This is a genomic window from Microcoleus sp. OTE_8_concoct_300 (assembly GCF_031383065.1).
GTDB lineage: Bacteria > Cyanobacteriota > Cyanobacteriia > Cyanobacteriales > Microcoleaceae > Microcoleus.
Window position 1 is genome coordinate 1 of sequence record NZ_JANMZH010000142.1, and the last position, 23,795, is coordinate 23,795.

General features: G+C 45.8%; 20 protein-coding genes. 8 read left to right on the top strand and 12 right to left on the bottom strand.

Translation table 11 applies throughout. The features are described from left to right. Positions 1–350: 2-C-methyl-D-erythritol 4-phosphate cytidylyltransferase (locus ACUVJL_RS07175; protein WP_445245226.1), on the bottom strand; the 350-nt coding region annotated here is incomplete at its 3' end. Between the two features lie 169 nt (positions 351–519). Between ACUVJL_RS07175 and ACUVJL_RS07180 the strand changes: the two genes are divergently transcribed. Further along, a complete protein-coding gene (locus tag ACUVJL_RS07180; RefSeq protein ID WP_445245243.1) occupies positions 520–1,482 on the top strand; it encodes a glycosyltransferase family 9 protein in 963 nt (320 codons plus the stop codon). Positions 1,483–1,641: 159 nt separating this feature from the next. Here the strand turns inward: ACUVJL_RS07180 and ACUVJL_RS07185 are convergent, their stop codons facing one another. Then, positions 1,642–1,935 (bottom strand): TRADD-N-associated membrane domain-containing protein, encoded by a 294-nt coding sequence (locus tag ACUVJL_RS07185; RefSeq protein ID WP_445245227.1) that lies wholly within the window; start codon positions 1,933–1,935, stop codon positions 1,642–1,644. A 191-nt stretch (positions 1,936–2,126) separates the two neighbouring features. Here ACUVJL_RS07185 and ACUVJL_RS07190 point away from each other — a divergent pair, with 191 nt between their 5' ends. The 5 genes from ACUVJL_RS07190 to ACUVJL_RS07210 all read left to right on the top strand — a co-directional run bounded on the left by ACUVJL_RS07190 (position 2,127) and on the right by ACUVJL_RS07210 (position 7,451). Continuing rightward, a complete protein-coding gene (locus ACUVJL_RS07190) occupies positions 2,127–2,312 on the top strand; it encodes a hypothetical protein (RefSeq protein ID WP_445245228.1) in 186 nt (61 codons plus the stop codon). Positions 2,313–2,342: 30 nt separating this feature from the next. Next, positions 2,343–3,716 (top strand): transcriptional regulator, encoded by a 1,374-nt coding sequence (locus ACUVJL_RS07195; protein WP_445245229.1) that lies wholly within the window; start codon positions 2,343–2,345, stop codon positions 3,714–3,716. Between the two features lies 1 nt (position 3,717). Beyond that, positions 3,718–5,442, top strand: a complete 1,725-nt coding sequence (locus ACUVJL_RS07200) for a WD40 repeat domain-containing protein (RefSeq protein WP_445245230.1) — start codon at positions 3,718–3,720, stop codon at positions 5,440–5,442. Continuing rightward, positions 5,439–6,584, top strand: a complete 1,146-nt coding sequence (locus ACUVJL_RS07205) for an ATP-binding protein (RefSeq protein WP_445245231.1) — start codon at positions 5,439–5,441, stop codon at positions 6,582–6,584. The genes ACUVJL_RS07200 and ACUVJL_RS07205 overlap by 4 nt, the downstream gene beginning before the upstream one ends. 282 nt (positions 6,585–6,866) lie before the next feature. After that, positions 6,867–7,451: a D-glycero-alpha-D-manno-heptose-1,7-bisphosphate 7-phosphatase gene (locus tag ACUVJL_RS07210; protein ID WP_445245232.1), complete on the top strand. Its 585-nt coding sequence runs from the start codon at positions 6,867–6,869 to the stop codon at positions 7,449–7,451. On the opposite strand, the gene ACUVJL_RS07215 is transcribed toward ACUVJL_RS07210, so the two are convergent. The 6 genes from ACUVJL_RS07215 to ftsH2 form a co-directional block, all read right to left on the bottom strand. Next, positions 7,448–7,630 (bottom strand): hypothetical protein, encoded by a 183-nt coding sequence (locus ACUVJL_RS07215; protein ID WP_445245233.1) that lies wholly within the window; start codon positions 7,628–7,630, stop codon positions 7,448–7,450. The genes ACUVJL_RS07210 and ACUVJL_RS07215 overlap by 4 nt on opposite strands. A gap of 214 nt (positions 7,631–7,844) precedes the next feature. Beyond that, a complete protein-coding gene (locus tag ACUVJL_RS07220) occupies positions 7,845–9,062 on the bottom strand; it encodes a hybrid sensor histidine kinase/response regulator (RefSeq protein ID WP_445245234.1) in 1,218 nt (405 codons plus the stop codon). A 6-nt stretch (positions 9,063–9,068) separates the two neighbouring features. Continuing rightward, the gene (locus ACUVJL_RS07225) at positions 9,069–11,615 is read right to left on the bottom strand and encodes a PAS domain S-box protein (RefSeq protein ID WP_445245235.1); all 2,547 of its coding nucleotides are present in this window, start codon (positions 11,613–11,615) and stop codon (positions 9,069–9,071) included. Positions 11,616–11,738: 123 nt separating this feature from the next. Further along, on the bottom strand, positions 11,739–13,028 hold the full coding sequence (locus tag ACUVJL_RS07230) for an aminopeptidase P N-terminal domain-containing protein (protein WP_445245236.1): 1,290 nt from the start codon (positions 13,026–13,028) through the stop codon (positions 11,739–11,741). A gap of 155 nt (positions 13,029–13,183) precedes the next feature. After that, complete coding sequence (locus ACUVJL_RS07235) at positions 13,184–13,537, bottom strand: surface-adhesin E family protein (protein WP_445245237.1); 354 nt, start codon at positions 13,535–13,537, stop codon at positions 13,184–13,186. A 358-nt stretch (positions 13,538–13,895) separates the two neighbouring features. After that, on the bottom strand, positions 13,896–15,782 hold the full coding sequence (ftsH2, locus tag ACUVJL_RS07240; protein ID WP_445175744.1) for an ATP-dependent zinc metalloprotease FtsH2: 1,887 nt from the start codon (positions 15,780–15,782) through the stop codon (positions 13,896–13,898). Positions 15,783–16,112: 330 nt separating this feature from the next. On the opposite strand from ftsH2, the gene ACUVJL_RS07245 reads away from it, so the two are divergent. Further along, a complete protein-coding gene (locus ACUVJL_RS07245; RefSeq protein WP_445175745.1) occupies positions 16,113–17,195 on the top strand; it encodes a chromosome segregation protein ParM in 1,083 nt (360 codons plus the stop codon). 20 nt (positions 17,196–17,215) lie between these two features. Then, positions 17,216–17,734 (top strand): hypothetical protein, encoded by a 519-nt coding sequence (locus ACUVJL_RS07250; RefSeq protein ID WP_445245238.1) that lies wholly within the window; start codon positions 17,216–17,218, stop codon positions 17,732–17,734. 353 nt (positions 17,735–18,087) lie between these two features. Here the strand turns inward: ACUVJL_RS07250 and ACUVJL_RS07255 are convergent, their stop codons facing one another. From ACUVJL_RS07255 to ACUVJL_RS07270, 4 genes are all read right to left on the bottom strand, one after another. After that, entirely contained in the window at positions 18,088–19,011 is a 924-nt protein-coding gene (locus ACUVJL_RS07255; protein ID WP_445245239.1) for a hypothetical protein, read from the bottom strand. Between the two features lie 247 nt (positions 19,012–19,258). After that, positions 19,259–20,656 carry a magnesium transporter gene (mgtE, locus tag ACUVJL_RS07260; protein WP_445245240.1) on the bottom strand — a complete coding sequence of 466 codons (1,398 nt, stop codon included), beginning with the start codon at positions 20,654–20,656 and terminating at the stop codon, positions 19,259–19,261. A 153-nt stretch (positions 20,657–20,809) separates the two neighbouring features. Next, the gene (locus tag ACUVJL_RS07265) at positions 20,810–21,667 is read right to left on the bottom strand and encodes an amino acid ABC transporter substrate-binding protein (RefSeq protein WP_445245241.1); all 858 of its coding nucleotides are present in this window, start codon (positions 21,665–21,667) and stop codon (positions 20,810–20,812) included. 306 nt (positions 21,668–21,973) lie between these two features. Continuing rightward, positions 21,974–23,710: an ABC transporter permease gene (locus ACUVJL_RS07270; protein ID WP_445245242.1), complete on the bottom strand. Its 1,737-nt coding sequence runs from the start codon at positions 23,708–23,710 to the stop codon at positions 21,974–21,976. Between the last annotated feature and the right edge of the window lie 85 nt (positions 23,711–23,795).

The window sequence follows — 23,795 nt, forward strand, 5'->3', positions numbered from 1 at the left end:
GATCGATCGAACAATTCAGCAGTTGCCAAACACCTCGCGCCGTCGTGAATCAAGACTCGATCGGCCCACGGAGGCAAAGCCTGCAAACCGTTGTAAACTGACTCTTGCCTGGTGGCGCCTCCTTTAATCAGTTTCACGGGCATAACCAAAGATAAATCGCTCAGAATTGCTTGAAAATCAGGAAAATCGTCTGGCTGACCCATGATGCCAATCCAGCTAATGTGCTGCGAAGCTTCAGCGGCAGCCAAAGTCCAACTCAGCAAAGGTTTTCCCAGCAAAGTCAGCAGCAGTTTGTTCCGCTGACTCCCCATCCGTCGCCCTGAACCCGCCGCAGGAATTAATAAGTGCATTAACTAACCGTTCTTAACCCAACTAGGTATATATTAAGAGCGTCCTGTACTTTTGGGTCAGTTGTTTAGCTGTCAGCCAGTAGCTTTTAATGTCTAGAAATACTATAAGCTGATAGCTGAAAGCCGATCGCTGAGAGCTACCTCGATAGATAATAGCCGATCGTTTATGATGCGAATACTAGCACTTGTCCCAGGCGGGATTGGCGACCAAATTTTATTTTTCCCCACCGTCGATGACCTCAAGCAGTCTTATCCAGAGGCGCAAATTGATGTCATCGTGGAACCGAGGGCGAAGGGCGCTTACCGAGTCTGCAAATCCGTCAAAGAAGTCTTGACGTACAATTTCAAAGACCGCAATGCTATGGCAGATTTGGGCAATTTACTGGGCGTAATTCGCGATCGCGAATACGATGCAGTTATTTCCCTAGGCCAGCGGTGGACTGTAGGGCTGCTGCTGTGGCTGACGGGCATTCCCCAGAGAGTTGGCTATTCGGGAACCAACGGCGCTCGATTTCTTACCGCTGCTGTACCGCTCAAAACTGAACAGTACGCCGCTTCAATGTACCACGATTTGCTGCAAGGATTTAATATTAAAAATGCTTGTCCGCCGATCGCAATTAATGTACCTAAACAGGACATTCAGTGGGCGGAAGCCGAACAGCAGCGGTTGGGGGTAAAAGAAAGCGGTTACATTCTAATTCACGGCGGTTCGAGTCAGCTAGCTTTGTCTAAAGGTATTGACAAAATTTACCCTACAGACAAGTGGAAGCAAATCATCAATGACTGTCAGCAGCGCCAGCCGAATTTGCCGGTTGTTGTTGTGAAAGGCCCGGAGGATGAAGAGTTCGTAACAAAGTTAGTCGAGTTATGTCCCAATGTAAAAGTTATCTCGCCGGATGATGTCGGCAAGTTGGCGGCGACTATTGCTGCTGCTAATTTGATGATATGTACTGACAGTGCGCCGATGCACTTAGCTGTGGCGGTTCAAACTTATACTATAGCTTTGTTCGGCCCGACTGAACCTGCAAAATTGCTGCCAAAGAGCGATCGATTTTTGGGCATTAAATCTCCTACTGGCAATATGGCAGATATCTCTCCTCAAGAGGTTTTAAAGAAGGTTTGGGGCGGCTAAGAACAAAACTTCGTAGTAAGGACTTTAGTCCTCTCTTAGCTGGTTTCCAGGCTCTGCCTGGGAACCCCTATCTAGAGGCTCTGCCTCGCTGCTTGTGTGCGCTTCACAGGAGCCAGAGCCGGGGGACGAGGAAAGAAGTGGGGGAGCTAAAACTCGATGTTAGTCTTCCAAATCATCCATCATCTGCTGCAATTCCTTTTTCTTTTGCTTGGCAAACTCAACGCTGCCCAAACTTGTCAACAATCCGCCCGAAGCAGTGAGAGTAGCCTCTGAGATTTTCTCACAAAATAGAAGTGCGATCGATCCGAAAGTAACCATTGCCGATGCGGCGGTGACAACAAGGGCAAGATTGTAGCTTTGGCGAACTTGCCGCAACGATTCTCGCAGCATTTCTTTCTTAATTTCGCTATAATCTTGATCGGGTTGCGAGTTGCCGAATAAGTTAAAATTCATAACTGTTTTCTCTCCAAAATAGTGATATTTTTTTGTTTCTACAATTACTCTACCGAAGCAAACAGCGAGACTCAAGGGCAGATAGGGCGAGTTTTAATTTGCGATATGCCCTAATTTTTGGGGCAGATAGGGCAGGAGATTAAAACCTATCTGCCCTAGACAGACAGAAGTATTTAAATTAGGATTTACACATGGGGAATCAGAAACCGGGTTTTTACGAAAATACTTCCCACTCACCCGTAGATTCGGGTAAAAACCCGGTTTCTTTGGTCGGACTGCGTAAGTTTGGACTGTCGGATTTTCCCGAAGTCCGCCAGGGAATTCATTCCCTGTCGGAATTTCGGATAATCGAATTATCGAATTATCGAATTAACTGAAAAACTAACAACCATACCTAAAAACCTATTATGCGCCCATCCGATATAGTTCAATCGAGTGAAACTGGAAAACGCAAGCTCAAAGAATCATACAAGCAAGCTAACCTGACGATAGAAGAACTAGCGACAAAAGCTACGGTTTCCACTGACACAATTCAGCGCTTACTCGGTACAAGAAAATGTCTTAATGGCGTAGAAAAATGGGCAGTTGAGAATATTGCTAAAGCATTAGGAATAGAACCGACAGATATTGTCGATCCAAAAGATTGGAATGCCGAAAATACGCTGCCGCCCGAGTTTGAATCACTCATAGCAGAAAAAATTAAAACCTTTTGCGGCCGCCGATTTGTTTTTGATAATTTTCAGCAATTTCTCATCGAAAATCCTTACGGTTATTTTACAATCATCGGGGATGCGGGAATGGGCAAAAGTTCCATTGTTGCTAAATACGTCTCGGAACATAAATCTCCCTGCTATTTCAATATTCTCGTCGAAGGCCGCAACCGACCCGAATTGTTTTTGAAGAGCATTCGCCAGCAATTAATTGACCGCTATGAATTGCAAAATTCAGCAGATGCGGATTTACCGACGTTACTGGCAAAGGTGGCGGGAAAACTCACTTTGGGCGAACGTTTGGTAATTGCGATAGATGCACTGGATGAAGTCGAACAAGAAGCGGGAGAAAATCTTTTACATTTACCGACAACTCTGCCAGATAACGTTTATTTCCTGCTGACTAGGCGACCTTATCACCTCGGTAAAAAGCGACTGTCTGTATCTCCGGGAGTTCCGGTCAAAGAATTAGATTTGAGAGATGACCAGTATGTAAATTTTAATCAAGAGGATATCAAAGAGTATATTCTATTTGTTATAAATGCCGATTCTGACTATAAGGATGGACTGAGAAAGTGGATTCAAGAGCGGGGCATTATTGATGCAAGTTTTGTCGAACAATTGGCCAACAAAAGCGAAAATAATTTTATGTATTTGCGCTATGTTTTGCCAGCAATTGCTAAGGGCGATTACAATGACTTAAGTTTAAAGCAATTGCCAGACGGGCTACAAGAGTATTATCAAAATCACTGGGTGCGGATGGGGCTGGAAGCTAAGCCTGGGCAATTGATGGAGATTGTATTGTATATTTTGTTAGAGATTGGAACGCCGATTCCCTGCGAGATGATTGCTGGAATTGCTAAGGAAGATGAATGCGACGTAGAAGCGGTTTTAGATGAGTGGGTGGAGTATTTGAAAAAGCAGAAGGTAGACGGAGAAATCTGCTACGGCATCTATCATGCTAGTTTCCTTGACTTTCTGAAAACCAAACGGGAAATGGATTCAAAGCGGAAGCTTTTTAAGGAAGTAAATCAACGGATTGCTGAGTATTTAGAAAAGGGGATGGTGTGAGATGGGAGAATTTGCTGACAAGTTAGCAGCCGAAAAACTTTACTATCAACGTGCTTATCTGGGCAGCTTACTGCCAAATTATGTCAAGTCTGGAAATTTAGGAAAATATTATCAAACGCTGACGGATTTTAACTTCCTGATGGCAAAGATTCAGCATCCTGAGTTTGGACTGCAGGCACTTATTGATGATTTCGATTTGGTTGACGATTCAGAAGCATTAACTAACCCAGAGTACAACCCAGAAAAAGTTGAAGCCCTGAACTTGATTCAAGCGGCACTGTGGAAGTCAGCGGATATTTTGACTCTAGATAAGACGCAACTCGCAGAGCAATTGTTAGGGCGCTTGCTGCACTTTAACATTCCGGCAATTCAGGGAATGGCAGAGGTAGCTAAGCAGTGGAAAGCAGCACCTTGGTTGTGTCCTTTGACATCTTGTTTAACTCCCCCTGGCCTGGGACTGCTGCGCACTCTCAATGGTCACAGCAGTTGGGTATATGCAGTAGCCGTCACTGCTGATGGCAAGCGGGCGATTTCTGGTTCATATGACAATACCCTCAAAGTCTGGGATTTAACCACTGGAAAGGAACTGTTTACTCTCAAGGGTCACAGCGATTCGGTAAATGCAGTAGTCGTCACTGCTGATGGCAAGCGGGCGATTTCTGGTTCAATGGACAAAACCCTCAAAGTCTGGGATTTAACAACTCTAAAGGAACTGTTTACTCTCAATGGTCACACCAGTTTCGTAAATGCAGTAGCCGTCACTGCTGATGGCAAGCGGGCGATTTCTGGTTCATATGATAAAAACCTCAAAGTCTGGGATTTAACAACTCGAAAGGAACTGTTTACTCTCAAAGGTCACACCAGTTCGGTATATGCAGTAGCCGTCACTGTGGATGGCAAGCGGGCGATTTCTGGTTCATATGATAAAACCCTCAAAGTCTGGGATTTAACAACTCGAAAGGAACAGTTTACTCTCAAGGGTCACACAGACTGGGTATATGCAGTAGCCGTCACTGCTGATGGCAAGCGGGCGATTTCTGGTTCAATTGATAAAACCATCAAAGTCTGGGATTTAACAACTGGAAAGGAACAGTTTACTCTCAATGGTCACAGCAGTTCGGTAAAAGAAGTAGCTATCACTCCTGATGGCAAGGAGGCGATTTCTGGTTCAAGAGACAACACCCGGAAAGTCTGGGATTTAACAACTGGAAAGGAATGGTTTACTTTCAATGGTCACACCCGTTCGGTATATGTAGTAGCCGTCACTGCGGATGGCAAGCGGGCGATTTCTGGTTCAAGAGACAACACCCTAGAAGTCTGGGATTTTACAACTGGAAAGAAAGAGTTTACTCTCAAAGGTCACACCAGTTCGGTAAATGCAGTAGCCGTCACTGCTGATGGCAAGCGGGCGATTTCTGGTTCAAGAGACAACACCCTGAAAGTCTGGGATTTAACAACTCGAAAGGAACAGTTTACTATCAAAGGTCACACCAGTTCGGTAAATGCAGTAGCCGTCACTGCAGATGGCAAGCGGGCGATTTCTGGTTCAGATGACAATACCCTCAAAGTCTGGGATTTGTTGAGTGGAAATGTGATTGCCAGTTTCATGGGTGAAAGTTCGATCGCCTCTTGCGCGATCGCCCCCGATGGAGTCACAATTGTAGCAGGCGACGAATCCGGCCGCGTATATTTCCTGCGGCTAGAAGGGATGGAGGAACTAACATGAACTCCTCACCTCTGCCAACTCCCATCTCTACCGCCGCTTACCCAATAGAATTTCAGCAACTCCTGCGAGAAAAAACCGATAATTTTGCAGGCCGCAAGTTTGTTTTTTCTGCCATATCCGACTTTCTGAACTCCCACAGCCGCGGTTATTTCACAATAGTCGGCACTCCCGGCTGCGGCAAAAGTTCCATCCTCGCCCAATATGTCAGGGCCCATCCTCGCAGTATCTATTACAACGCTGCAGTTGAGGGCAAAAATCGAGCTGAAGATTTTCTCGCTTCAGTCTGCACTCAACTGATTGACAAATACCTTGCCGCCAATGGGCAAACATCGGAAATCCTCAAGCTAAAATCTCAACTTCAAAATCTCGAATCCCATGATGGGAGTTGGTTTCTGTCTTTGTTGCTTCAGCAAATTAGCGATAAATTAAACGTAGCTTGCGAGACGGCACGTCATCGCCAAAAGTTGATAATAGTCATTGATTCTGTAGACGCGATCGCCCGCACCAGTCAGCCTCCCAGCACAAATCTGTTTTATCTGCCGAGATATTTGGGCGATCGTACTTATTTTATCCTCGCCCGCCGCCCGTTTTTGAGAGAAAAATCCGGCTTGTTAATTGAAACCCCCTCTCAAACTCTCGATTTAAGAGATTATCCCGCCCAAAATCGCGAAGATGCCCTTAACTACATTCAGCAATACCTATCAACCGCACCCGATTTAACTCAACCCGAATTCTGCCAACAACTCGCCACAGTCAGCGAAAACAATTTCATGTATCTGAGTCAGATGTTAAGGGCGAGCGTCGAGAATTCACACCCCGATGCTAATCTGGGAGAGTCCTCACTTTTCCCTGAACTTCCTCCCGGTTTAGCAGCGTATTATCAAAACCACTGGCTGCGGATGAGAGGTGATGGCTTATCGGAAGTTGACTTGTCTGTGCTGAATGTTTTGGTACAATCCACAACAGGTTTGTCTGTAAGTGCGATATCCAATATAATTGATGAGGATGAATACGAAATAGAAAAAGTGTTAGACAATTGGATCGAGTTCTTGAATTCCCAGGAAATCCGAGGAGAAATTTGTTATAGCTTGTATCATGCCAGCTTCCGGGAATGGCTGGGCAAACAATCTATTTTAGAATGATGATCGTACCTATATTTTCGCTGTGCCAGCCTATAGTCTTCCTTGTCCAGTCTTCCCGATCCCCCCTAACCCCCCTTAATAAGGGGGGGACAAGAGTAGTCAAAGTCCCAAGCGGAAAAAGAGGAGGACTGGAACACTCAAAGTCCCCCTTATTAAGGGGGATTTAGGGGGATCTAGACTCGACTATAAACGATAGATACAAAGGTTTTTAGGCTTAAGTTAACACCAACGAACACTGCCACATCCTCACCCTAAACTCAATTTTCAAGCAACAATACAACAATGAAACGAGCAGTATTTCTCGATCGCGATGGCGTTCTCAATATCGAAGTCGGCTACATCCACAAAGTAGAAGATTTGCATTTAATCCCCGGAATAGCCCAAGCTGTACGCCGTTTAAATGACCAACAAATATTTTGCTGTTTGGTTTCCAATCAATCGGGCCCAGCGAGGGATTATAATCCGGTTAGCCACGTAGAAGCTTTGCACAAACGCCTGTGTCATTTATTAGAAAATGAAGCAGGAGCCAAGTTAGATGCTCTTTATTACTGTCCTTATTTAAGCGCAGCAGAAGGCGGAACCAACCCCGAATTTACGCGGTATTCGACTTGGCGAAAACCGAATACGGGGATGTTGGTAGCCGCGGCTTGGGAACACGATTTGGATTTGCCGAATAGTTTTATGGTCGGGGACAAAGCGACTGATGTTGATATGGCTCACAATGCCGGCTGTACTGGCATTTTGGTGCAGACTGGTTACGGAGAAAGCGTGTTGAGCGGGGAGTATCAGCACCATACTAAACCGGATTTTATTGCAGCAAATTTAGCGACGGCGGTTGAGTGGATTTTGCAACACTTTGATGATTAGAAAATCTGGCGTTGCTTAATACAGGGATGAATTGAATAGTTCGGAATTGCCATAAGCCCTGCGAGGGTGAGTTTTGTAACTTCAGAAAAAAGTTGGTTCATACTGATATCTTGCACCATTGTCAGCAACAGGCAAGATGCCTGTTCCACAACAGATAAATTTTCTTGTGGAACAGGCATCTTGCCTGTTCATAAAAGGTTAATTGACAATGGTGCAACATTTGAATTCATACCGTTAATCAGCAACGCTGAAAATGGGCGTTGCATAATTGCGGGATGATTTTGATTGTTTTGTGGGATGGGCGTCCCGCCCGTCCGCTTTATTTTCAAAGCAGGCGGGAGGCGTACCTCACAAGAATCATCTTCAAACTGTGCAACGCCAAAATTTCTAGATTCACTTAATTCTGCAGGAAAGGGCAACGTAAGGAAGCGCCACTGTAAACGTTGTACCAACGCCGATTTTGCTTTCGCAGCCGATCGCACCTCCTTGCAATTCCACAGCTTTTTTAACAATTGTTAATCCCAAACCGTTACCTTTAATCTTTCCCGTATTCTTGCAGCGGTAGAAGATTTCAAATATTTTCCCTACTTCGGTTTCTGGGATGCCGATCCCTTCGTCTCGGACGCGCATAATTAGTAAGGGAGAGTGAATATTTGTAAATGGGGAATTGGTCAACAAACAATCAGAAGATAAGCAGAAAATAGCTTCTTTGTCTACCTCGCCTGCTTGACGGTATTCCAATTCCAAGGTGACTTGCCCGCCGTTGGGGGAATATTTGATGGCGTTGACGATTAAGTTAGAGAGGATGCCGTGCAGCAATTGTTGATCTAATATCGCGCTGGTAACGTTTGAGGGGATTAACGTTAGTTTGTGCTTGCCTTCATTTCCTAACTGCAATTGATCGAGCAAGTCTTGACAAAATTCAACTAAATTTATCGGTAATGGATTGCATTTGAGTTTGCCTGCTTCTGCTCTACCCATGAACAGCATATCGTCGATTAGCTGGTTCATTTTTTGGGTAGCTGAGTGCACGAGTCGCAGCGTTCTAACTTGGGATTCGTCACTCTTGCGAGTTCGAGCGAGCTCTAGAAGTTCCGCAGAGATTAAAATCGCGTTGAGCGGGTTGCGCAATTCGTGAGCGGCCATTGAAATATAATGGTTTTGGCGGTGCGATCTTTCTTCCAGCGACTCTCTAGCTGCTTCCGCAGTTTTAAGAGCTTCTTGCATCTTGGTTTCGATTTCGTGTCTGTGCAGGGCAATCTCGATCGCCACCCGTAAATCATTTTGTTGAAATGGTTTTATAATGTAACCGAATGGATCTGTAAGTTTCGCTCTTTGGAGGGTTTTATCGTCGGCATAAGCTGTTAAAAATACAGTCGGCACATTCATATTAGTTCTGATTTTTTCTGCCGCTGTTACCCCGTCCATGTCACCTTTAAGCACGATGTCCATCAACACTAAATCGGGCTCGTTTTCTCTAGCTTTTTGAATTGCTTCTTCTCCTGAAGAAACTGTAGCTGTTACTGCATATCCCAGTTTTTTTAATCGCCCTGCTATGTCTTGGGCTACAATAACTTCGTCTTCTACAACCAAAATTTTTATAGGGTTCATTTTTCGTTAAATGCGCTGCCGATAATTTAACTCTTGAAATACTATATTGTAGCAGGTTCCACACTGACTGTCAATGGCAATATTCGCCTCTAATTGGTAAGCCAACATTCTCACTAATCGCAATCCTAAGGTGTCTGCATTTTCTACGTCGAAACCAGGCGGAAATCCGCTACCATTATCTTGAAGTATTAATTGAAATTTCTGAGTATTTATTTTATGAAGATCAATATTAATTTCACCTACTAAACTTTGGCGAAAAGCATATTTTAAGGAATTAGAAACCAGTTCGTTAATAATTAAACCGCACGGAATTGCTGTTTCTATGTTTAAATAAATTGGGTCAATGTTGAGATTGAATTGGATGGCAGTGTTGCCGCAACCAAAAGATTGATACAAATTAGCAACCAAGTTTTGGACGTAGGGGGGGAGGTCGATGCGATCGAGATGTTCGGATTGATACAGTTGCTCGTGAATCAGAGCCATTGAATGGATACGGGTTTGGCTTTCTTCAAATAAAGCTAGCGTCGGTTCGTCTTCAATGTATTGAGCTTGAAGTTGCAGCAAGCTGGAAATTACCTGCATATTATTTTTGACTCGGTGGTGAATTTCTTTGAGCAATACTTCTTTTTCGCGGAGTGCTGCTTGGATGCGGGCCTCGGTACATTTGCGATCGCTGATATCTTCGCCAATACCCGCGATCCGGTAAATTTTGCCCGATTCGTCGTAAATGGGAAAAGCTCGATCGCACACCCAGCGAATTGTGCCGTCTGGCAGAAAAATCCGATATTCGGTACTGGTGGACTCGCCCTCCAACACTCGCGTCATTGCCTCTTGCAACAGGTGTCTATCTTCTGGATGCACCCACTCCATCAATTTTAAGGGCTCGGCATACAATTCTTCGCTGCTGCGCCCCCAGATTTGTTCGTAAGCTGGACTCAGATACAATAAATCGGTGAATTCAGCAGAAAGTAGCCAAAAGGAATCTTGGATATTTTCTGCTAGCTGACGGAATCGTTCTTCACTTTCGCGGATGACCTTTTCTGCTTGTTTGCCTTCGCTGATATCTTCTGCAATGCCAACGATGCGGTAAACTTGACCCGCTTGATTTCTAATCGGAAAAGCCCGATCGCGAATCCAGCGAATTTCGCCGTCCGGTCTAACAATTCGATATTCGGTCTCGTTTTCAGACTCAATTGGTTTAGTAAAGGTAGCAATAACGCGATCGCGATCTTCTGGATGGAGGGACTCTGCAAAAAAGCGTCTGTGAGCATACAAATCAGCGCAGCTTCTGCCCCAAATTTTTTCGTAACCCGGACTGATATAAATAATTTCCTGGGGTTGAACGTTTACCATCCAAAACACGCTTTCAATATTTTCTGCTAGCTGTCGGAACCTTTCTTCGCTTTCTTTCAGTGCTGCTTCTGTTTTTTTGCGATCGCTAATATCGCGCTGCACGCCAAAATACCCGACGATTCTGCCCGGGGAATCGTAAATGCAAATATAGTCGCCTTCTACCCAAACTGGAAGCCCGTCAAACTTGCGACTCTCATTTTCGATGTGAATTCTGCCAGCATCAAAAAATTGCCTAATTATCTCTCTGCCGCCAGTCAAGTCGTGGGACAATAAAGAGTAAAGCGTCCGACCAATAAACTCTTCCCTAGTACCTCCGTATTGAGCTATCAAAGCATCGTTTGCCTTCGTTACCCGCCCGTTAGCAAATACGTAATCCAAGACTTTTTCTTTGTCAACGGTATTGTCCCATTGCACCGGTTCGTCCAGCATCGTAAAGAAAAAGCCATCTAAAGATTGAGAGAAAAACAATTCTAGCTGTTCCTGGCTTTCCCGCAGAGCTTCTTCGGCGCGCCAGCGATAGATAATTTCTTCCCGCAATTGATTGTTTGCTGTTTTCAAGTCTTCAGTGCGCTTTTGATATTTAATTTTTAGCTGATTTTTGATTTCTTGCAGCCCTATTTCTGCCTGTTTTTTTTCAGTGATATCTTGAGTAACTACCATGCCTGCAAAAATTTCTTCCCGGTCGTTTTTGACGGGAGCAATTGTTTTTGAATAAATGCGACCGCGGTATTTATATTCAAAAGTATTCTCTTTTCCTGCCAAAGCCGCGCGATATTTAGTCTCAAAAAGTGACCAATCTTCAGGAGGCGATACTTCCCACAATGTTTTGCCTTCCAACTGTTCTTTGGACAAACCAACTGCTGCCAAACCTTGACCGTCAACCAGAGTATAGCGCAAATCGCGATCGAACAAAAACACCGACCCATTCGGATAATGTTTGATGAGAGTTCGGTACATTTCCTGGCTTTTTTCCAGAGATGCGATTAACCGAATGCGATCGTCGTCGGTGATATCAAATTCAGTTGCCGAACCCGAAAAGCCAGCATTCTCGACTGCTTTGAGTTGTGCTTCTAATTTCTGGCACAATTCTCTCTGCTGCTGCAAATCCTCTTCAAGTTGCCGAATTTTTGCTTTTTGCTCTGCTACTAATGCTTCGCAGGTGTCGAGAGGTCGATCGATCTTGGTAGGATCAATACACATAATGGCTCTAGGTTTGGCAGTTGCGGACTTGAGCTTTTTCAAGTTAATACTAACAAAGCTCAAGCCTTTACTGCCAACTTAAGCAGTCAATCTTTCTTGACTGGTGCCCAAAGCCTTCTACCTTTATTTAGGAACTCCCGCCGTCAAGACTTCATGGCCCTCAAGTGTCACCAAAACATCATCTTCAATTCTCACGCCAATACCGCGCCATTTTTCAGGAACCTCCGGCTGTCCTTCAACGGGTTTAATATAAGGAGAAATATAAATCCCCGGTTCCACCGTCAGCACTTGTCCTGGCTGCAAAACTTGCGGATTTTCGCCGTACTGATAAACCCCGACATCGTGCACGTCCAATCCCAGCCAATGACCAGTGCGGTGCATATAAAATGGCTTGTATTTCTCTTCTTTAATTATCTCTTCAATGTCGCCCACCAAAAGTTTTAAATCCATTAAACCTTCCACCAAAACGCGCACTGCTGTTTCGTGAATTTTGCTGTAAGGATTTCCCGGATATACTTGACTAATTGCCTGCAATTGTGCTTGCAAAACTAAGTCATAAATTATCTGTTGTTCAGTTGTAAATTTGCCGCTAACAGGAAAGGTGCGAGTAATATCAGCGTTGTAGTAGTCGCAAGCACAACCGGCATCTATTAGCAACAAATCGTTTTCCTGCATTTGGCGGTTGTTTTCGATGTAGTGGAGGACGCAGGAATTGTAACCTGACGCAACAATTGAAGGGTAAGCGGGAGTGCAGCCATTTAAGCCAAAAGTATGTTCTATTTCAGCTTGAATTTCATATTCGTACCTGCCCGGTTTGGCGAATTCTTGGGCGCGGTTGTGCGCTGCAACTGAGATATTAGCGGCTTTTCGCATTAATGCTAATTCAGTTTCGCTTTTCACCAGCCGCATCGGGTGTAAAATGATGTTGGAATCTTCGACTGCTGTCGGGCCTGTGCCACGTTTGGGGTAGGTTGCCATCAAGCGCTGCCAGTGATTGAGGACTGTTTGGTCGAAAGTACGATCGCGCCCGAAGTGATAGTATATTCGATCGGCTTTTTCTAAATATTTGGGCAATTTTTCCGCAATTTCGGCGATGGGGAAAGCTTCATCTGCGCCGTACAATTCCTTAGCGCCTTCTACTCCGGCGCGATAGCCGTGCCAAGTTTCTTTTTCCAAGTCTTTTGGCTGCACAAACAAGACAAATTTGTGTTCTTCGTGGTGCGGCGCGAGCACTGCTACCGCCTCCGCTTCATTGAAACCAGTTAAGTAGAAAAAATCGCTATCTTGTCGGTATGCGTATTCTACATCGTTGTGCATGACGGCTGCGGGCGCGCTGCGAAATATCGCCGTCCCGCTGCCAATTTTTGCCATTAACTGTTCGCGTCTTTGTCGGTATTCGGTGGGGTTTGTCATCCGATTTTAGATTTTAGATTTTAGATTTTAGATTGAGTGTCATATTAACACTCGGCGGTTGAAACCGCTGAGTTTACGGGCACACAGACTTGCACCCGCAAGGCAAGGGTTGAAGAGATAGGAGTTCGGTTTTTTTCTGGGTCTACTTATTTATTCTATTGTTCTGCGAGCGCCAATTGACAAGTATAGTCAACCAGCCTTGAAAAAAAGGAGTTAGGAGTAATTAAAGTCCATCTCGGATCAAAATCCGACCAATTTCGGCCATATTTGATAGCCCTGACAATTCTAAACTGTCGCTGCTTGCAGTTGAATTCCATTTGCACGAACATTTTTTGGTAACTAGACTGCTGAGTTCCTAAAATAGTTCTAACGGGATAATAGGAAACACCGGGAATATTAGATTTGCTTAATTTTACGCTGCTGGGATCGATGCAAATATATGCAAAACATCTTAATTTTTCGGGGTCGATGCAAAGAGTTACAAAACATCTTATATCAAATGTTAGCATCGTCCTGTATTCATCTCTCTGTTCTCGAACTCTGCGTTCTCTGCGTTCTCTGCGGTTTAATCATTCCAATCCAACCGGAATTGATATTAATTTTTCGGCGCGGGCGCTCAAAGTATTGACGGAAATAAAAATCAAAGTTGCCATGAAAAATCTTGACAAATTTTTGGTTGTATGCTTGGCAAATCTAGTTTTTATCTGCGTTAAATTCCGTTCATAGGCGGTTATTCTATCAAAAATCAACTCGGCGGTTGAAACCGCTTCTACACAGACAAAACCCGCCTGCGCGGGTTGAATTTCTTGAGTCCCTCTCTGCTGGGACTTCGTTTGTGTAGAAGCGAATTCTATTCGCGCTGACTTTTTAAAGCTGAGGAACGTATTGTTCTTTTTCAGGAACAAAAGTGTATTCAGCGACAATTAGCCGGAACTCTTCGCCGTCGATGGTTTCTTTTTCGATCAACAAATCGACTAAGCGATCGATTACGGCGCGATTTTCGCGAATAATGCGGCGGGCTTCGTCGTAGCAGCTATCGACAATTACCCGGACTTGTGAGTCAATCCGAGAGGCAATTTCTTCGGAATATTCCGATCGCGCCGTGAAGTCGCGGCCGAGGAAAATTTCGCTTTGCTGAGCTTCCAGGGCGATCGGGCCCAAAGTAGACATCCCGTAGCGAGTCACCATTTGCCGCGCCATGCCGCTTACTTGCTGCAAGTCATTGCCGGCACCGGTGGTTACTTCGGCATCGCCGAAAACTACTTCTTCGGCTGCGCGGCCACCCAAAGCACCGCTAATGCGGGCTAAAATTTGCGATCTTGAAATCAAACCTTGGTCTTCGCTGGGCATGAACCAAGTCAAGCCGCGGGCCTGTCCGCGAGGTACTAAGGTAACTTTTTGAACGGGATCGTGGGCTTGAATGATTGTACCGACGATCGCGTGGCCGATTTCGTGGTAAGCAATCAAGCGCTTGCTCTTGCTGTCCACCAAGGGAGTGCCTTCCATACCTGCTACCACGCGATCGACTGCATCGTCAACTTCGAGCATCGTAATCGCTTCTTTGCGGCGGCGGGCGGTTAAAATAGCCGCTTCGTTGAGCAAGTTAGCCAAATCAGCGCCCGTAAAACCCGGAGTCCGGCGGGCGATGGCGTCCAAAGAAATCTCTGTAGACAGCTTCTTGTTGCGCGCGTGAACTTCCAAAATTTCCAAGCGGCCTTTGATATCCGGCGTATCTACACTAACTTGGCGGTCAAAACGTCCCGGACGCAGCAACGCTGAGTCGAGCACGTCGGGGCGGTTCGTGGCAGCAATGATGATAATGCCAGTATTGCCCTCAAAACCGTCCATTTCCGTCAGCAACTGGTTCAGGGTTTGTTCCCGTTCGTCGTTACCGCCGCCGATACCGGCGCCACGCTGGCGGCCCACTGCATCGATTTCATCGATAAAGATGATGCAAGGAGCATTTTCTTTAGCTTTCTTGAACAAGTCCCGAACGCGGGAAGCGCCGACACCGACGAACATTTCGACAAATTCCGAACCGGAGATGCTGAAGAAAGGCACGCCGGCTTCGCCTGCGATCGCTTTTGCCAGCAGGGTTTTACCAGTTCCGGGAGGGCCCACTAGCAGCACGCCTTTGGGAATCTTCGCCCCGACTGCGGTAAAGCGTTCGGGTTTTTTGAGGAATGTCACCACTTCTTGAAGTTCTTCTTTGGCTTCCTCAACGCCTGCTACGTCGTCGAACAGTACGCCTGTTTTAGCTTCCATTTGAAAGCGAGCTTTGGACTTGCCAAAATTCATGGCTTGGCCCGGACCGCCGGGAACGTTGCCACCGCGGCGGAAGAGGAAAAACAGCCCTCCTACTAACAAGAGGGGAAATACTAGATTGCCTAAAAGTCCCCAGACAGCGCCGTCATTGCGCAGGGGGTGAGTGTCGAAGCTGATTTTCGAGTCTCTGAGCCTAGAAACCAGTTCCGGAGCATTTGAGGGCAAGTCCACCCGCCACCGCTGCTCGTGATTGTCCAGTTCGGGATCGACTGCTAGGACAATAGCCGTCCGGCCTCCGTCGTAAAGGTCAACGCTGGTCACTCGACCGGCGTTTAAGTAATCTAAGAATCGACCGTAGCTCAGGCGGGTGCTGGCGGTGTTCTTGGTCATTTCTGCAGGGGATGGGGCAAAGGCCCCCTGCCACAAGAAAAAGCCGATGACTAAGGCGGGTAAAGTCCAAAGTAGTATAGTTCGCCAAGAAATTTTCATAAATGCGGATGCCTTGAATTGGGGACAGATCGGGTAAGATCGCGGTGTCGGAGGAGTGCGACAAAAGTTTACACTCAGAATCTTAACTAAATTTAACTTAACAATGCACTCTCAGGCAATACAGCTTCGACCACGATCGCTCCAGAAAAAGTTAGGTTAGTTACTGTAAGGGCGATCGTCCCGAATATAATGTTTGGTGCTGATTTCGATACCGATCTAGGTAGAGTTAGAAGAATCGCCGCAAAACCCACTGTCTTTCTGTCTTTAAGCGTGGCAGTGTCAAGGGATAAGGCATGATAATGGTGAGGCTCAGTGAGGTAACACATTTCAATGACAACTAGACAGCTTGTTCCTAATTCGGCTATGCTGACGCAGCAGACTAAGATCGCTTCTCACAAATCGATTATTAGTGCTGATTTGGGTCGGACGGCAACTAAAGCCTGCGTGAGTCGCAACCCGAGCAGCGTGGTTTTCATCCCTGCCAACGTGGCTGCTATGCCCGTTGAAAAGGTTCGTGGCGGCAGCTTTGAGTCGAAAGCAACAGACCCTCTGTTGGATATGTGGCTGGAGTACCAGGGCAAGGGCTACGCGATCGGCCAACTGGCGGCAGATTTTGGCGCTAATCTCGGCGGCGCCGACCAGTCGAAAGTAGTAGATGCTTTGGTTAAGGTTTTTTCCTGTGCTGGATATTTCCAGATGAAGGGCGAAATAGCAGTTGTGCTGGGTTTGCCGTTTTATTCGCAGGATCAGTTTGAGAAGGAAAAGGAAGAGATTATCAGCCAACTCCGCTCTCCCCACGTTGTGGTGTACCGGGGCGAGCGTGTGGATATTAACATCAGTCACGTTTGGGTGATGCCCGAAGGGTTCGGCAGCCTGATTTGGTGCGAGGCTCAAGACAACAAAGAGTTTACGCCGGAGTTGCCCGAACTGTCGGTGGCTGTTGTCGATATCGGACACCAAACTACCGATTTGTTAATGGTCGATCGTTTCCGGTTCGCCCGGGCGGCTTCTAAGAGCGATTCCTTCGCAATGAACAAGTTCTACGAACAAGTTGCCTCAAAGATTCCGGGGGCAGACCCTCAATCTCTGTCTTTACTGGAAGCGGTGAATAAACCAGAAGGTCAACGTTTCTACCGTCCCAGAGGAGCGACTAAGCCGACTAATTTAGATCCGATTATTAAGGATTTGCGGGAGGCTTTCGCTAACGAACTGTCCGAACGTTTGGTGCAGTGGCTGCCGGAACGGGTGACGGATGTGGTTCTGACTGGCGGTGGCGGCGAGTTTTTCTGGGAGGTGCTGCAACCTTTGCTTAAAGAGGCCAATCTTAAGGCTCACTTGGCTCAGCCTTCTCGGAAAGCTAATGCTTTGGGACAGTTTATTTATGCTGAGGCTCAGCTAGCCACGATAAAGTAACGCATTAAGGCTTGAACCCTATGGCACTGTGGGCAAAAAATAAGGCGAATTTCTCGGTGGCGTTTACAGAAGATGCTGCGGATCAAACTTTGCTGGCCGCTATTGAAAAAGAGTTGGCTTTCACGAAGTATCAGACTTTCAGCAATCTCTGTAAGCAAGCTTTGTGGCAGTTTTTGTCTGTATCTGAGTCTGCTAGCTCTACACAGAGCTTTCAACGGTTGGAACAGCGTATTGCTGAACTTGTGGTCAAATTTTCTGAATTTGAACACAATGTTTCTGCAGAGGAATTAAGCCGTTTGGAGGGACTGGAACATCACCTGAGTCAACTCAGCGCGCAGTTGGATCAGTTGCAGGGGAGTGTTAACAGTAAGTTTGCTCAAGTTTCTTTTGCCCAAGTTTCAAAAGTAGTAGAGCCTGGCCCGATTGAGTCTGAGTCTGTAGCGGATGATAATTTAGTGTCTGATGCTGAGGTTGCTCCTCGTCGGGATTCTGATCCTTTGTTGGAGCGTTTAAGTTCTTTGTTACCCCAAGATTTCTAAAATGAGGTAGACCCAGGCTAAAAAGCCTTGAGATGTGATGTTAGTGGCCTGCTGTTGGCAGCCGGTACTGAATAAAGAAACAAAGCGATCGCTCTTTTGAAAAAAAGGGCGATCGCTTTGTTATATCAATTCATCTGCGTTAATCTGTGTTGCATCTGCCTGTATCTGCGGTTAAAAAAAGATAATTTATTAACCGCAGATGACAATGGATTGACGCTGATTCACGCAGATGAATAGAAGAGAGATAGGAATAATTCCGAGGCTAACAGATTTGATATTATTTGTCAGTTGTCAGTTGACAGTTGACGCTTGTCTGTTTTCTGTGGTTACAAATTACAAATTACTAATTACCATTATTCCATCAATCCTAATTTTTGTAATCGCGAACGAATGGCATTAGGCTGTCGCTGAAATCTCTGAGCTAATTCGCCAATTTGTTGACCGCTCGCATATTCTTTCTTCAAATTTTCGTCTTCATCCTGACTCCACTTGACATAAGCTCTGGGATATTTCTGGCGAATTTTCTCATTCTGGGTTTTCGGTCGATAGGCATTCTTTTGAACGCCATTCAAACCCGAACCAAACTGTGGGTTAATTTCCCCGCCGCGACTAGCTACCGCCTCCTGCACGCGGTTGGGAATCACAGCAATTTCTTCAGATAGCTGAGCCAAAGCATTGTCTACTTTTTGCTGAAGTTCTGTTAGCTGCCGCTGCTGCAAACTGCCCCACTGCGGCAGTTCGTTGATAAACTCCTGCAAGTCCAGAATTATTGTTGTCAAAGTTTCGACTTGTTGCAACTCCGGCCGCTGTTTGAATTGGCGGCTGGTGAGTTCGATCTCGCTTTGAATCATTTTAATAGTTTTTTCTAAAATTATTAGTCGCTGGCGCAGGTTCTCAATTGCTGAAATTAGAGAGTGTACGTTTTCTCCAGGCCCAACATTGAGATTTTCGCGAGATGTTTGAGCAAGAGCTTCGTCTAAAGCATTAACAGCAAGTTGCAATTGCTCGATCGCGCGATCGGTAGTAACTGCTTGTTGATTTACCCGATCGAACGTTGCCGCCGTACTTGCTTTAACTTGCCTGTGCAACTTCTGCCGGTTCACAAAATTCAACACCAACGAAATCACGATCGCGCCTTGAGCATAAACGCTCTGCCCCCAAACCAAACTAGCAGCCAATCCCACAGCAGAGGCTGCCAGAAAAACCACTTCAGCAGTTTCTAACAAATTGCTCGACTTGGGATTTTGGATTTTGGTTGGTGAATTGGATGATGACATAGGCTAATACCATTTTAGATTTTAGATTTTAGATTTTAGATTTTAGATTTGGAATGACCGATCGAGCTCGTAGTTTCGAGCGCGGGCCTATAGTTGCATTCTTTTTTTAAACTGGTGCAAGTCTGCTGGTAAAAATAAAGTACGCGCTCTTCGGAGCTATCCCGTAAGGAATCGCACGCAGACCCAGAATTGATCAGTGGTGAAAAACAGATTAAGTTTTTTATTGACAGCCATCTAATTAAATATATTAAATCTGCAAAATTAGTCGAGCTAAAGTGAAATAAATCAAGACCCCGAGGACATCAACTGCGGTGGTAATAAAAGGAGCAGACATTAAAGCGGGGTCTAAACCCAAAGAACGAAATAAAAACGGCAGAGCTGAACCGGCAATAGAAGCTAAAATTGCGATCGCAAACAAACTTACCCCCACCGCAATCGCCACTGCTAAACTCCCTTGCAGAGTGTAAGCCCAGCCCGTCGCTACAGTCCCCAATATAGCTCCTAGCAGCGCTCCCGCCATCCCCTCCCGAACAATTACTTGAAACGGCCCCATTGCTGTAATTTCCTCAGTGTTCAAACCGCGAATTACCACCGTTGAGGACTGAGCTCCGACATTGCCTCCAGTACCAGTCAGCAACGGAATAAAGGCTGCTAGGGCGACTACTTGGTGCAAAATATCTTCTTGAGCTCGAATAATTGCGCCGGTGACAGTATTCGTTAAAAGCAGAACAAACAGCCACACGACCCTTTTGCGGGCAACGGTAATTAAATCGGTCTGAAAATAATTGTCGCCGCCGGACTGGACGCCGCCCAAAGTATAAATATCTTTGGCGGCTTCTTGTTCTAAAATGTCGATCGCGTCGTCAACTGTAATGATCCCTACCAGACGCTGTTCGCGGTCTACAACGGGCACAGCTAAAAAATCGTAACGCTGGATCAGCCTAGCTACTTCTTCTTGATCCGTGCCAGTTTGAACAGAAACTACGTCGCGGGTCATAATTTCGCCGACAGTTTTGTCGAGGGGCGAAGTGACTAAATCCCGCAAGGATAAAATACCGGTCAAGCTGCGGGCGGCGTCAGTGACGTAAAGAGAATAAATTGTTTCGGTAGTTTTAGCCAAAGAGCGAATTCGGTCTAAAGCTTGGGCAACGGTAAAGCTTTCTTTCAGAGAAATATATTCCGGGGTCATGATCCGGCCGGCGGTACTGGCTTCGTAACCCAAAAGTTGAGCCGTAGCTTCGCGTTCGGTTGGGCTCAATTGACCTAAGAGGCGGCGGACTAATATTGCCGGCAGTTCGTCAAAGAGTTTAGCGCGATCGTCCGGGGACATTTTGTCTACAATATCGAGGACTTCTTGGCGTTTGAATTTTTCGCAGAGGGACTGCTGAACGCTGGAGTCGAGATATTCGTAAACTGCGATTGCTTCGTCTTTGGAAAGCAAGCGGAAAGCTATTACTTGCATGGTTTCTGGCAGGCCTTCGATAGCTTCAGCTATGTCGGCTTCCTGCACCGGGTGCAAAATCGCTTTTGCTCCTTTAAAGTCTCCTTCTTCCAACAGGGCTCTTAACTGCGATCGAACTAATTCCCGCAGTTCCTTTCGCGCGTAGGTGGGTAGAGAAGACGATTGATAACTTTTTTCTGTCACTGATGACCCTCCTAAACCTGTGCTGCGCGCCTTCCTGAATCCAGTTTAGAGCCTATTGACGCCACTGGTTGCAGTTATCAGACTTGCCTTGACAAGATCCGCACCTTACGCCTATTCCAATGGTGCGCGCGCAGCACCTTGCCCGATTTGGGCTCAAATACATTTATCTTGATCCGTGACACTGATCGTCAGGAAAGGAGAATTGCGCCCCAGCACTTTTTCCAACAGGTTCGTCGAACTTTGATTGCGAATAAAATTATTGACTGTTTCTTTCCATTCAGTATCGCTTGCCGGCAGGATCATTCCGTAGGAAATGCAGGTTAAAGGCTGCTCCGGTATAATAGAATATTGGCTTGGAGTTAAACCCTGTCTCCGCGCTTCTCCCACTAACAGCATTCGGTCGCTGGCGAAGGCATCGATTGCGCCTGATGCCGCATCTTTTACACCCGACTCTCTGCCCGTGATACCTTCATAAATTCGCTGGTTGGCTAGTTGATATCTGCCTGCAATGAATTGTTCGGTAACAGAACCGCTCAGCACGCCAATTGTCACGTCTTGCAGGAATCCCGAAGGATTGACTCTCAGTCTGTTTTCTGGCTTAACTAACAGATAGGTGCCACTGTATAAAAAAGGCAGCGAATATGCAACCCCGCTGGGGGGATTTTTGAGGATTGTATTGGGTCCGCATTCTAGATGAGCGCGCTTGCTGGTGACGCTGCGGAAGCGCCCTTTTTCTCCTGATTCGTTTAGGTCTGTTTCTAGTTTTTCTAAGCGGACGGAGCGATTTAATTTCTTTTCTAAGTCAGCTCTGAAAAGTTCTAAGCCTTCGATGCAAACTCCTTGCCATTTTTCGCCTTCTAAGTAGCCGAAGGGAGGGGCGTCTTTTCTGATACCTACTTTGAGAATGCCGGTTTGCCGAATTTCTTCCAGTGCTGTCTGGGCTGAGGCAACTGTAGGTAAAGCTGCGGCGAATAATAATGAATATATGGCTGTAACTGCTGCGAATTTCATGTTTTTTTTTGTTAGTGCTGAGTTCATTAGTTCGGCATCCGAATAAATATTTTACTGGGTTTTAATATATACGCAAAAAAACAATATTGTCAATATATTTTGGTGGTCTATTTTTTGGCTATTGGGGTGTTTTGGGTGCTGCGTGCGATCGGCTAAGTTCAACCTGCACGCTCTAAAATTAAGTTTCCGGGGTTTGACAGCACAAAAAAAAAGTGTCGCCTGCTTTAATGAAGTCGCCATAGCCGAGAATTGACAGCCGCTATCGCTCAGCTTTTACTGCTATATTGCAGTCCTATTTTACCAGAACTAAACCAACAATTGATATTTTTCCTCCGCCAAACGGTAAAGCGGCCGCCACACTAAACGGTTAGTCACTACAACCAACAGCGACATCACAGAAGTGGCGGCTAAAAGCAAAGGAAAATTGCCTGATGCCGTTGCTTGAGAAATCGTCTCGCCCAAACCGCTTGTTGTAATTATTTCACCTTTATACTGCACGTATTCGCTGACAATACTGGCATTCCAAGCTCCGCCAACCGCCGTAATAATTCCTGTGATTAAATAAGGAAAAATTCCTGGTAAAATTAAAGTTTTCCAGCGCTGGATCAGGGAAAGTTTGTAAACTTGCGCGGCTTCAAACAACTCGGAAGGTATCGATTGAGCACCGGCAATAACATTAAACAGCAAATACCACATTGTACCTAACATCATCAGCGCCACAGAACCAATTTCTAAGCCACCTCCAGTTTTAATTAAAGCTAGTAGCAATACTGGAAATAAAGCCGTTGCCGGTACAGAAGCAGCTATTTGTACTAATGGCTGCAAAATCTGAGCTAAACGAGGATTTCGACCGATCGCCACTCCGAGCGGTACTGTCCACAACAGCGATAAAAATAGCGCGCAAATGACTCGCAAAGCTGTAAAAAATGCACCTCCTATGACTTTTTGCCAGTCAGACAAACTCAGCAACCGCAGCAGCAGCACCGCTTCCCAAGTTCCCCAAAGTACAATGGCGGCAAACCCGCTGACAAAGATCCAATTGATCCAATTTCCGATGCGGCTTTTTTTTGGGGAATTTGTTGCTAAATTAGCAGGTGCAAAAGCTCTTGCCAAACTGCGATCAAAACTGTCGCCGATCGGCGAAATACGCGACTTCAAAACCCGCAGCGTCGCCGAACGCCTTAAAAAATCTAACACGCTTGACTGCGGTACATTGGTAGCTTCCACGGATTGATATTTAAACTTTTCTACCCAAGCAATCAAAGGCTGCCAGATGAAAAAGTCTATGGCTATAATCACACCAATTAATACTGCTAAACCCCAGCCGATCGCCCCAAAATTGCCTTCATTGGCTGCCTTGCCCAAATAGGAACCGAGTCCGGGCAAATTAAAGTTTTTGTCCCCCAAGGTAAAAGATTCGATCGCAATCAAAAAGAACCAGCCGCCCGCCACTGACATGACGCTGTTCCACACCAGTCCGATCGCACCAGCAGGCAATTCTAACGTCCAGAACTGCTGCCAAGCATTGAGCCGATAAATTTGAGCAGCTTCCTTAAGTTCTCGTGGAATGCCGGAAAGTGACTGATAGAAACTAAAGGTCATGTTCCAAGTCATCCCAGTAAATATTAAGATAATCGATGCGAGTTCTACACCGATTATTTGACCTGGAAATAAAGTAACTAGCGCTAAAACAACTCCAGGCAAAAAAGATAGAACAGGAATCGACTGCAAAATGTCTAACAAGGGAATTAAAATTTTTGCTGCCAGGGGAAAGCGGTAAGCAGAATAAGCATAAACTAGGGTAAACAGCAGCGATAAAAAATAGGCGGATGCCATGCGTAAAAGAGTCTGAGCTGTATATGCTGGCAAGACATTTAGCGTGGTCTCAATTTTATAATTTGGGTTGTAGTCACTGCTGAATTGAGAAGCTGTTTGGACAATTACCAAAATTAGAGAGAAAATTGCTAGAATCAGCAAGCCGTCTTGCCAAGTCCAAGCTGACCTTTCTAAAGTTTTATTGGCCGGTGTTAGAGGTCTTGTCATAATAATTAGTTATTGGGCATCGGGCATGGGGCATGGGGCATCGGGCATGGGGCATCGGGCATGGGGCATCGGGCATCGGGCATCG

What these genes read in the sequence shown, in the direction of transcription:
- ACUVJL_RS07210 (WP_445245232.1), top strand. Translation starts at nt 6,867, where the DNA reads ATGAAACGAGCAGTATTTCTCGATCGCGATGGCGTTCTCAATATCGAA.
- ACUVJL_RS07235 (WP_445245237.1), bottom strand. Translation starts at nt 13,537, where the DNA reads ATGCTAACATTTGATATAAGATGTTTTGTAACTCTTTGCATCGACCCC.
- ACUVJL_RS07200 (WP_445245230.1), top strand. Translation starts at nt 3,718, where the DNA reads ATGGGAGAATTTGCTGACAAGTTAGCAGCCGAAAAACTTTACTATCAA.
- ftsH2 (WP_445175744.1), bottom strand. Translation starts at nt 15,782, where the DNA reads ATGAAAATTTCTTGGCGAACTATACTACTTTGGACTTTACCCGCCTTA.
- ACUVJL_RS07265 (WP_445245241.1), bottom strand. Translation starts at nt 21,667, where the DNA reads ATGAAATTCGCAGCAGTTACAGCCATATATTCATTATTATTCGCCGCA.
- ACUVJL_RS07180 (WP_445245243.1), top strand. Translation starts at nt 520, where the DNA reads ATGCGAATACTAGCACTTGTCCCAGGCGGGATTGGCGACCAAATTTTA.
- ACUVJL_RS07230 (WP_445245236.1), bottom strand. Translation starts at nt 13,028, where the DNA reads ATGACAAACCCCACCGAATACCGACAAAGACGCGAACAGTTAATGGCA.
- ACUVJL_RS07215 (WP_445245233.1), bottom strand. Translation starts at nt 7,630, where the DNA reads ATGCCTGTTCCACAAGAAAATTTATCTGTTGTGGAACAGGCATCTTGC.
- ACUVJL_RS07245 (WP_445175745.1), top strand. Translation starts at nt 16,113, where the DNA reads ATGACAACTAGACAGCTTGTTCCTAATTCGGCTATGCTGACGCAGCAG.
- ACUVJL_RS07270 (WP_445245242.1), bottom strand. Translation starts at nt 23,710, where the DNA reads ATGACAAGACCTCTAACACCGGCCAATAAAACTTTAGAAAGGTCAGCT.
- ACUVJL_RS07185 (WP_445245227.1), bottom strand. Translation starts at nt 1,935, where the DNA reads ATGAATTTTAACTTATTCGGCAACTCGCAACCCGATCAAGATTATAGC.
- ACUVJL_RS07220 (WP_445245234.1), bottom strand. Translation starts at nt 9,062, where the DNA reads ATGAACCCTATAAAAATTTTGGTTGTAGAAGACGAAGTTATTGTAGCC.
- ACUVJL_RS07195 (WP_445245229.1), top strand. Translation starts at nt 2,343, where the DNA reads ATGCGCCCATCCGATATAGTTCAATCGAGTGAAACTGGAAAACGCAAG.
- ACUVJL_RS07250 (WP_445245238.1), top strand. Translation starts at nt 17,216, where the DNA reads ATGGCACTGTGGGCAAAAAATAAGGCGAATTTCTCGGTGGCGTTTACA.
- ACUVJL_RS07205 (WP_445245231.1), top strand. Translation starts at nt 5,439, where the DNA reads ATGAACTCCTCACCTCTGCCAACTCCCATCTCTACCGCCGCTTACCCA.
- ACUVJL_RS07190 (WP_445245228.1), top strand. Translation starts at nt 2,127, where the DNA reads ATGGGGAATCAGAAACCGGGTTTTTACGAAAATACTTCCCACTCACCC.
- ACUVJL_RS07255 (WP_445245239.1), bottom strand. Translation starts at nt 19,011, where the DNA reads ATGTCATCATCCAATTCACCAACCAAAATCCAAAATCCCAAGTCGAGC.
- ACUVJL_RS07225 (WP_445245235.1), bottom strand. Translation starts at nt 11,615, where the DNA reads ATGTGTATTGATCCTACCAAGATCGATCGACCTCTCGACACCTGCGAA.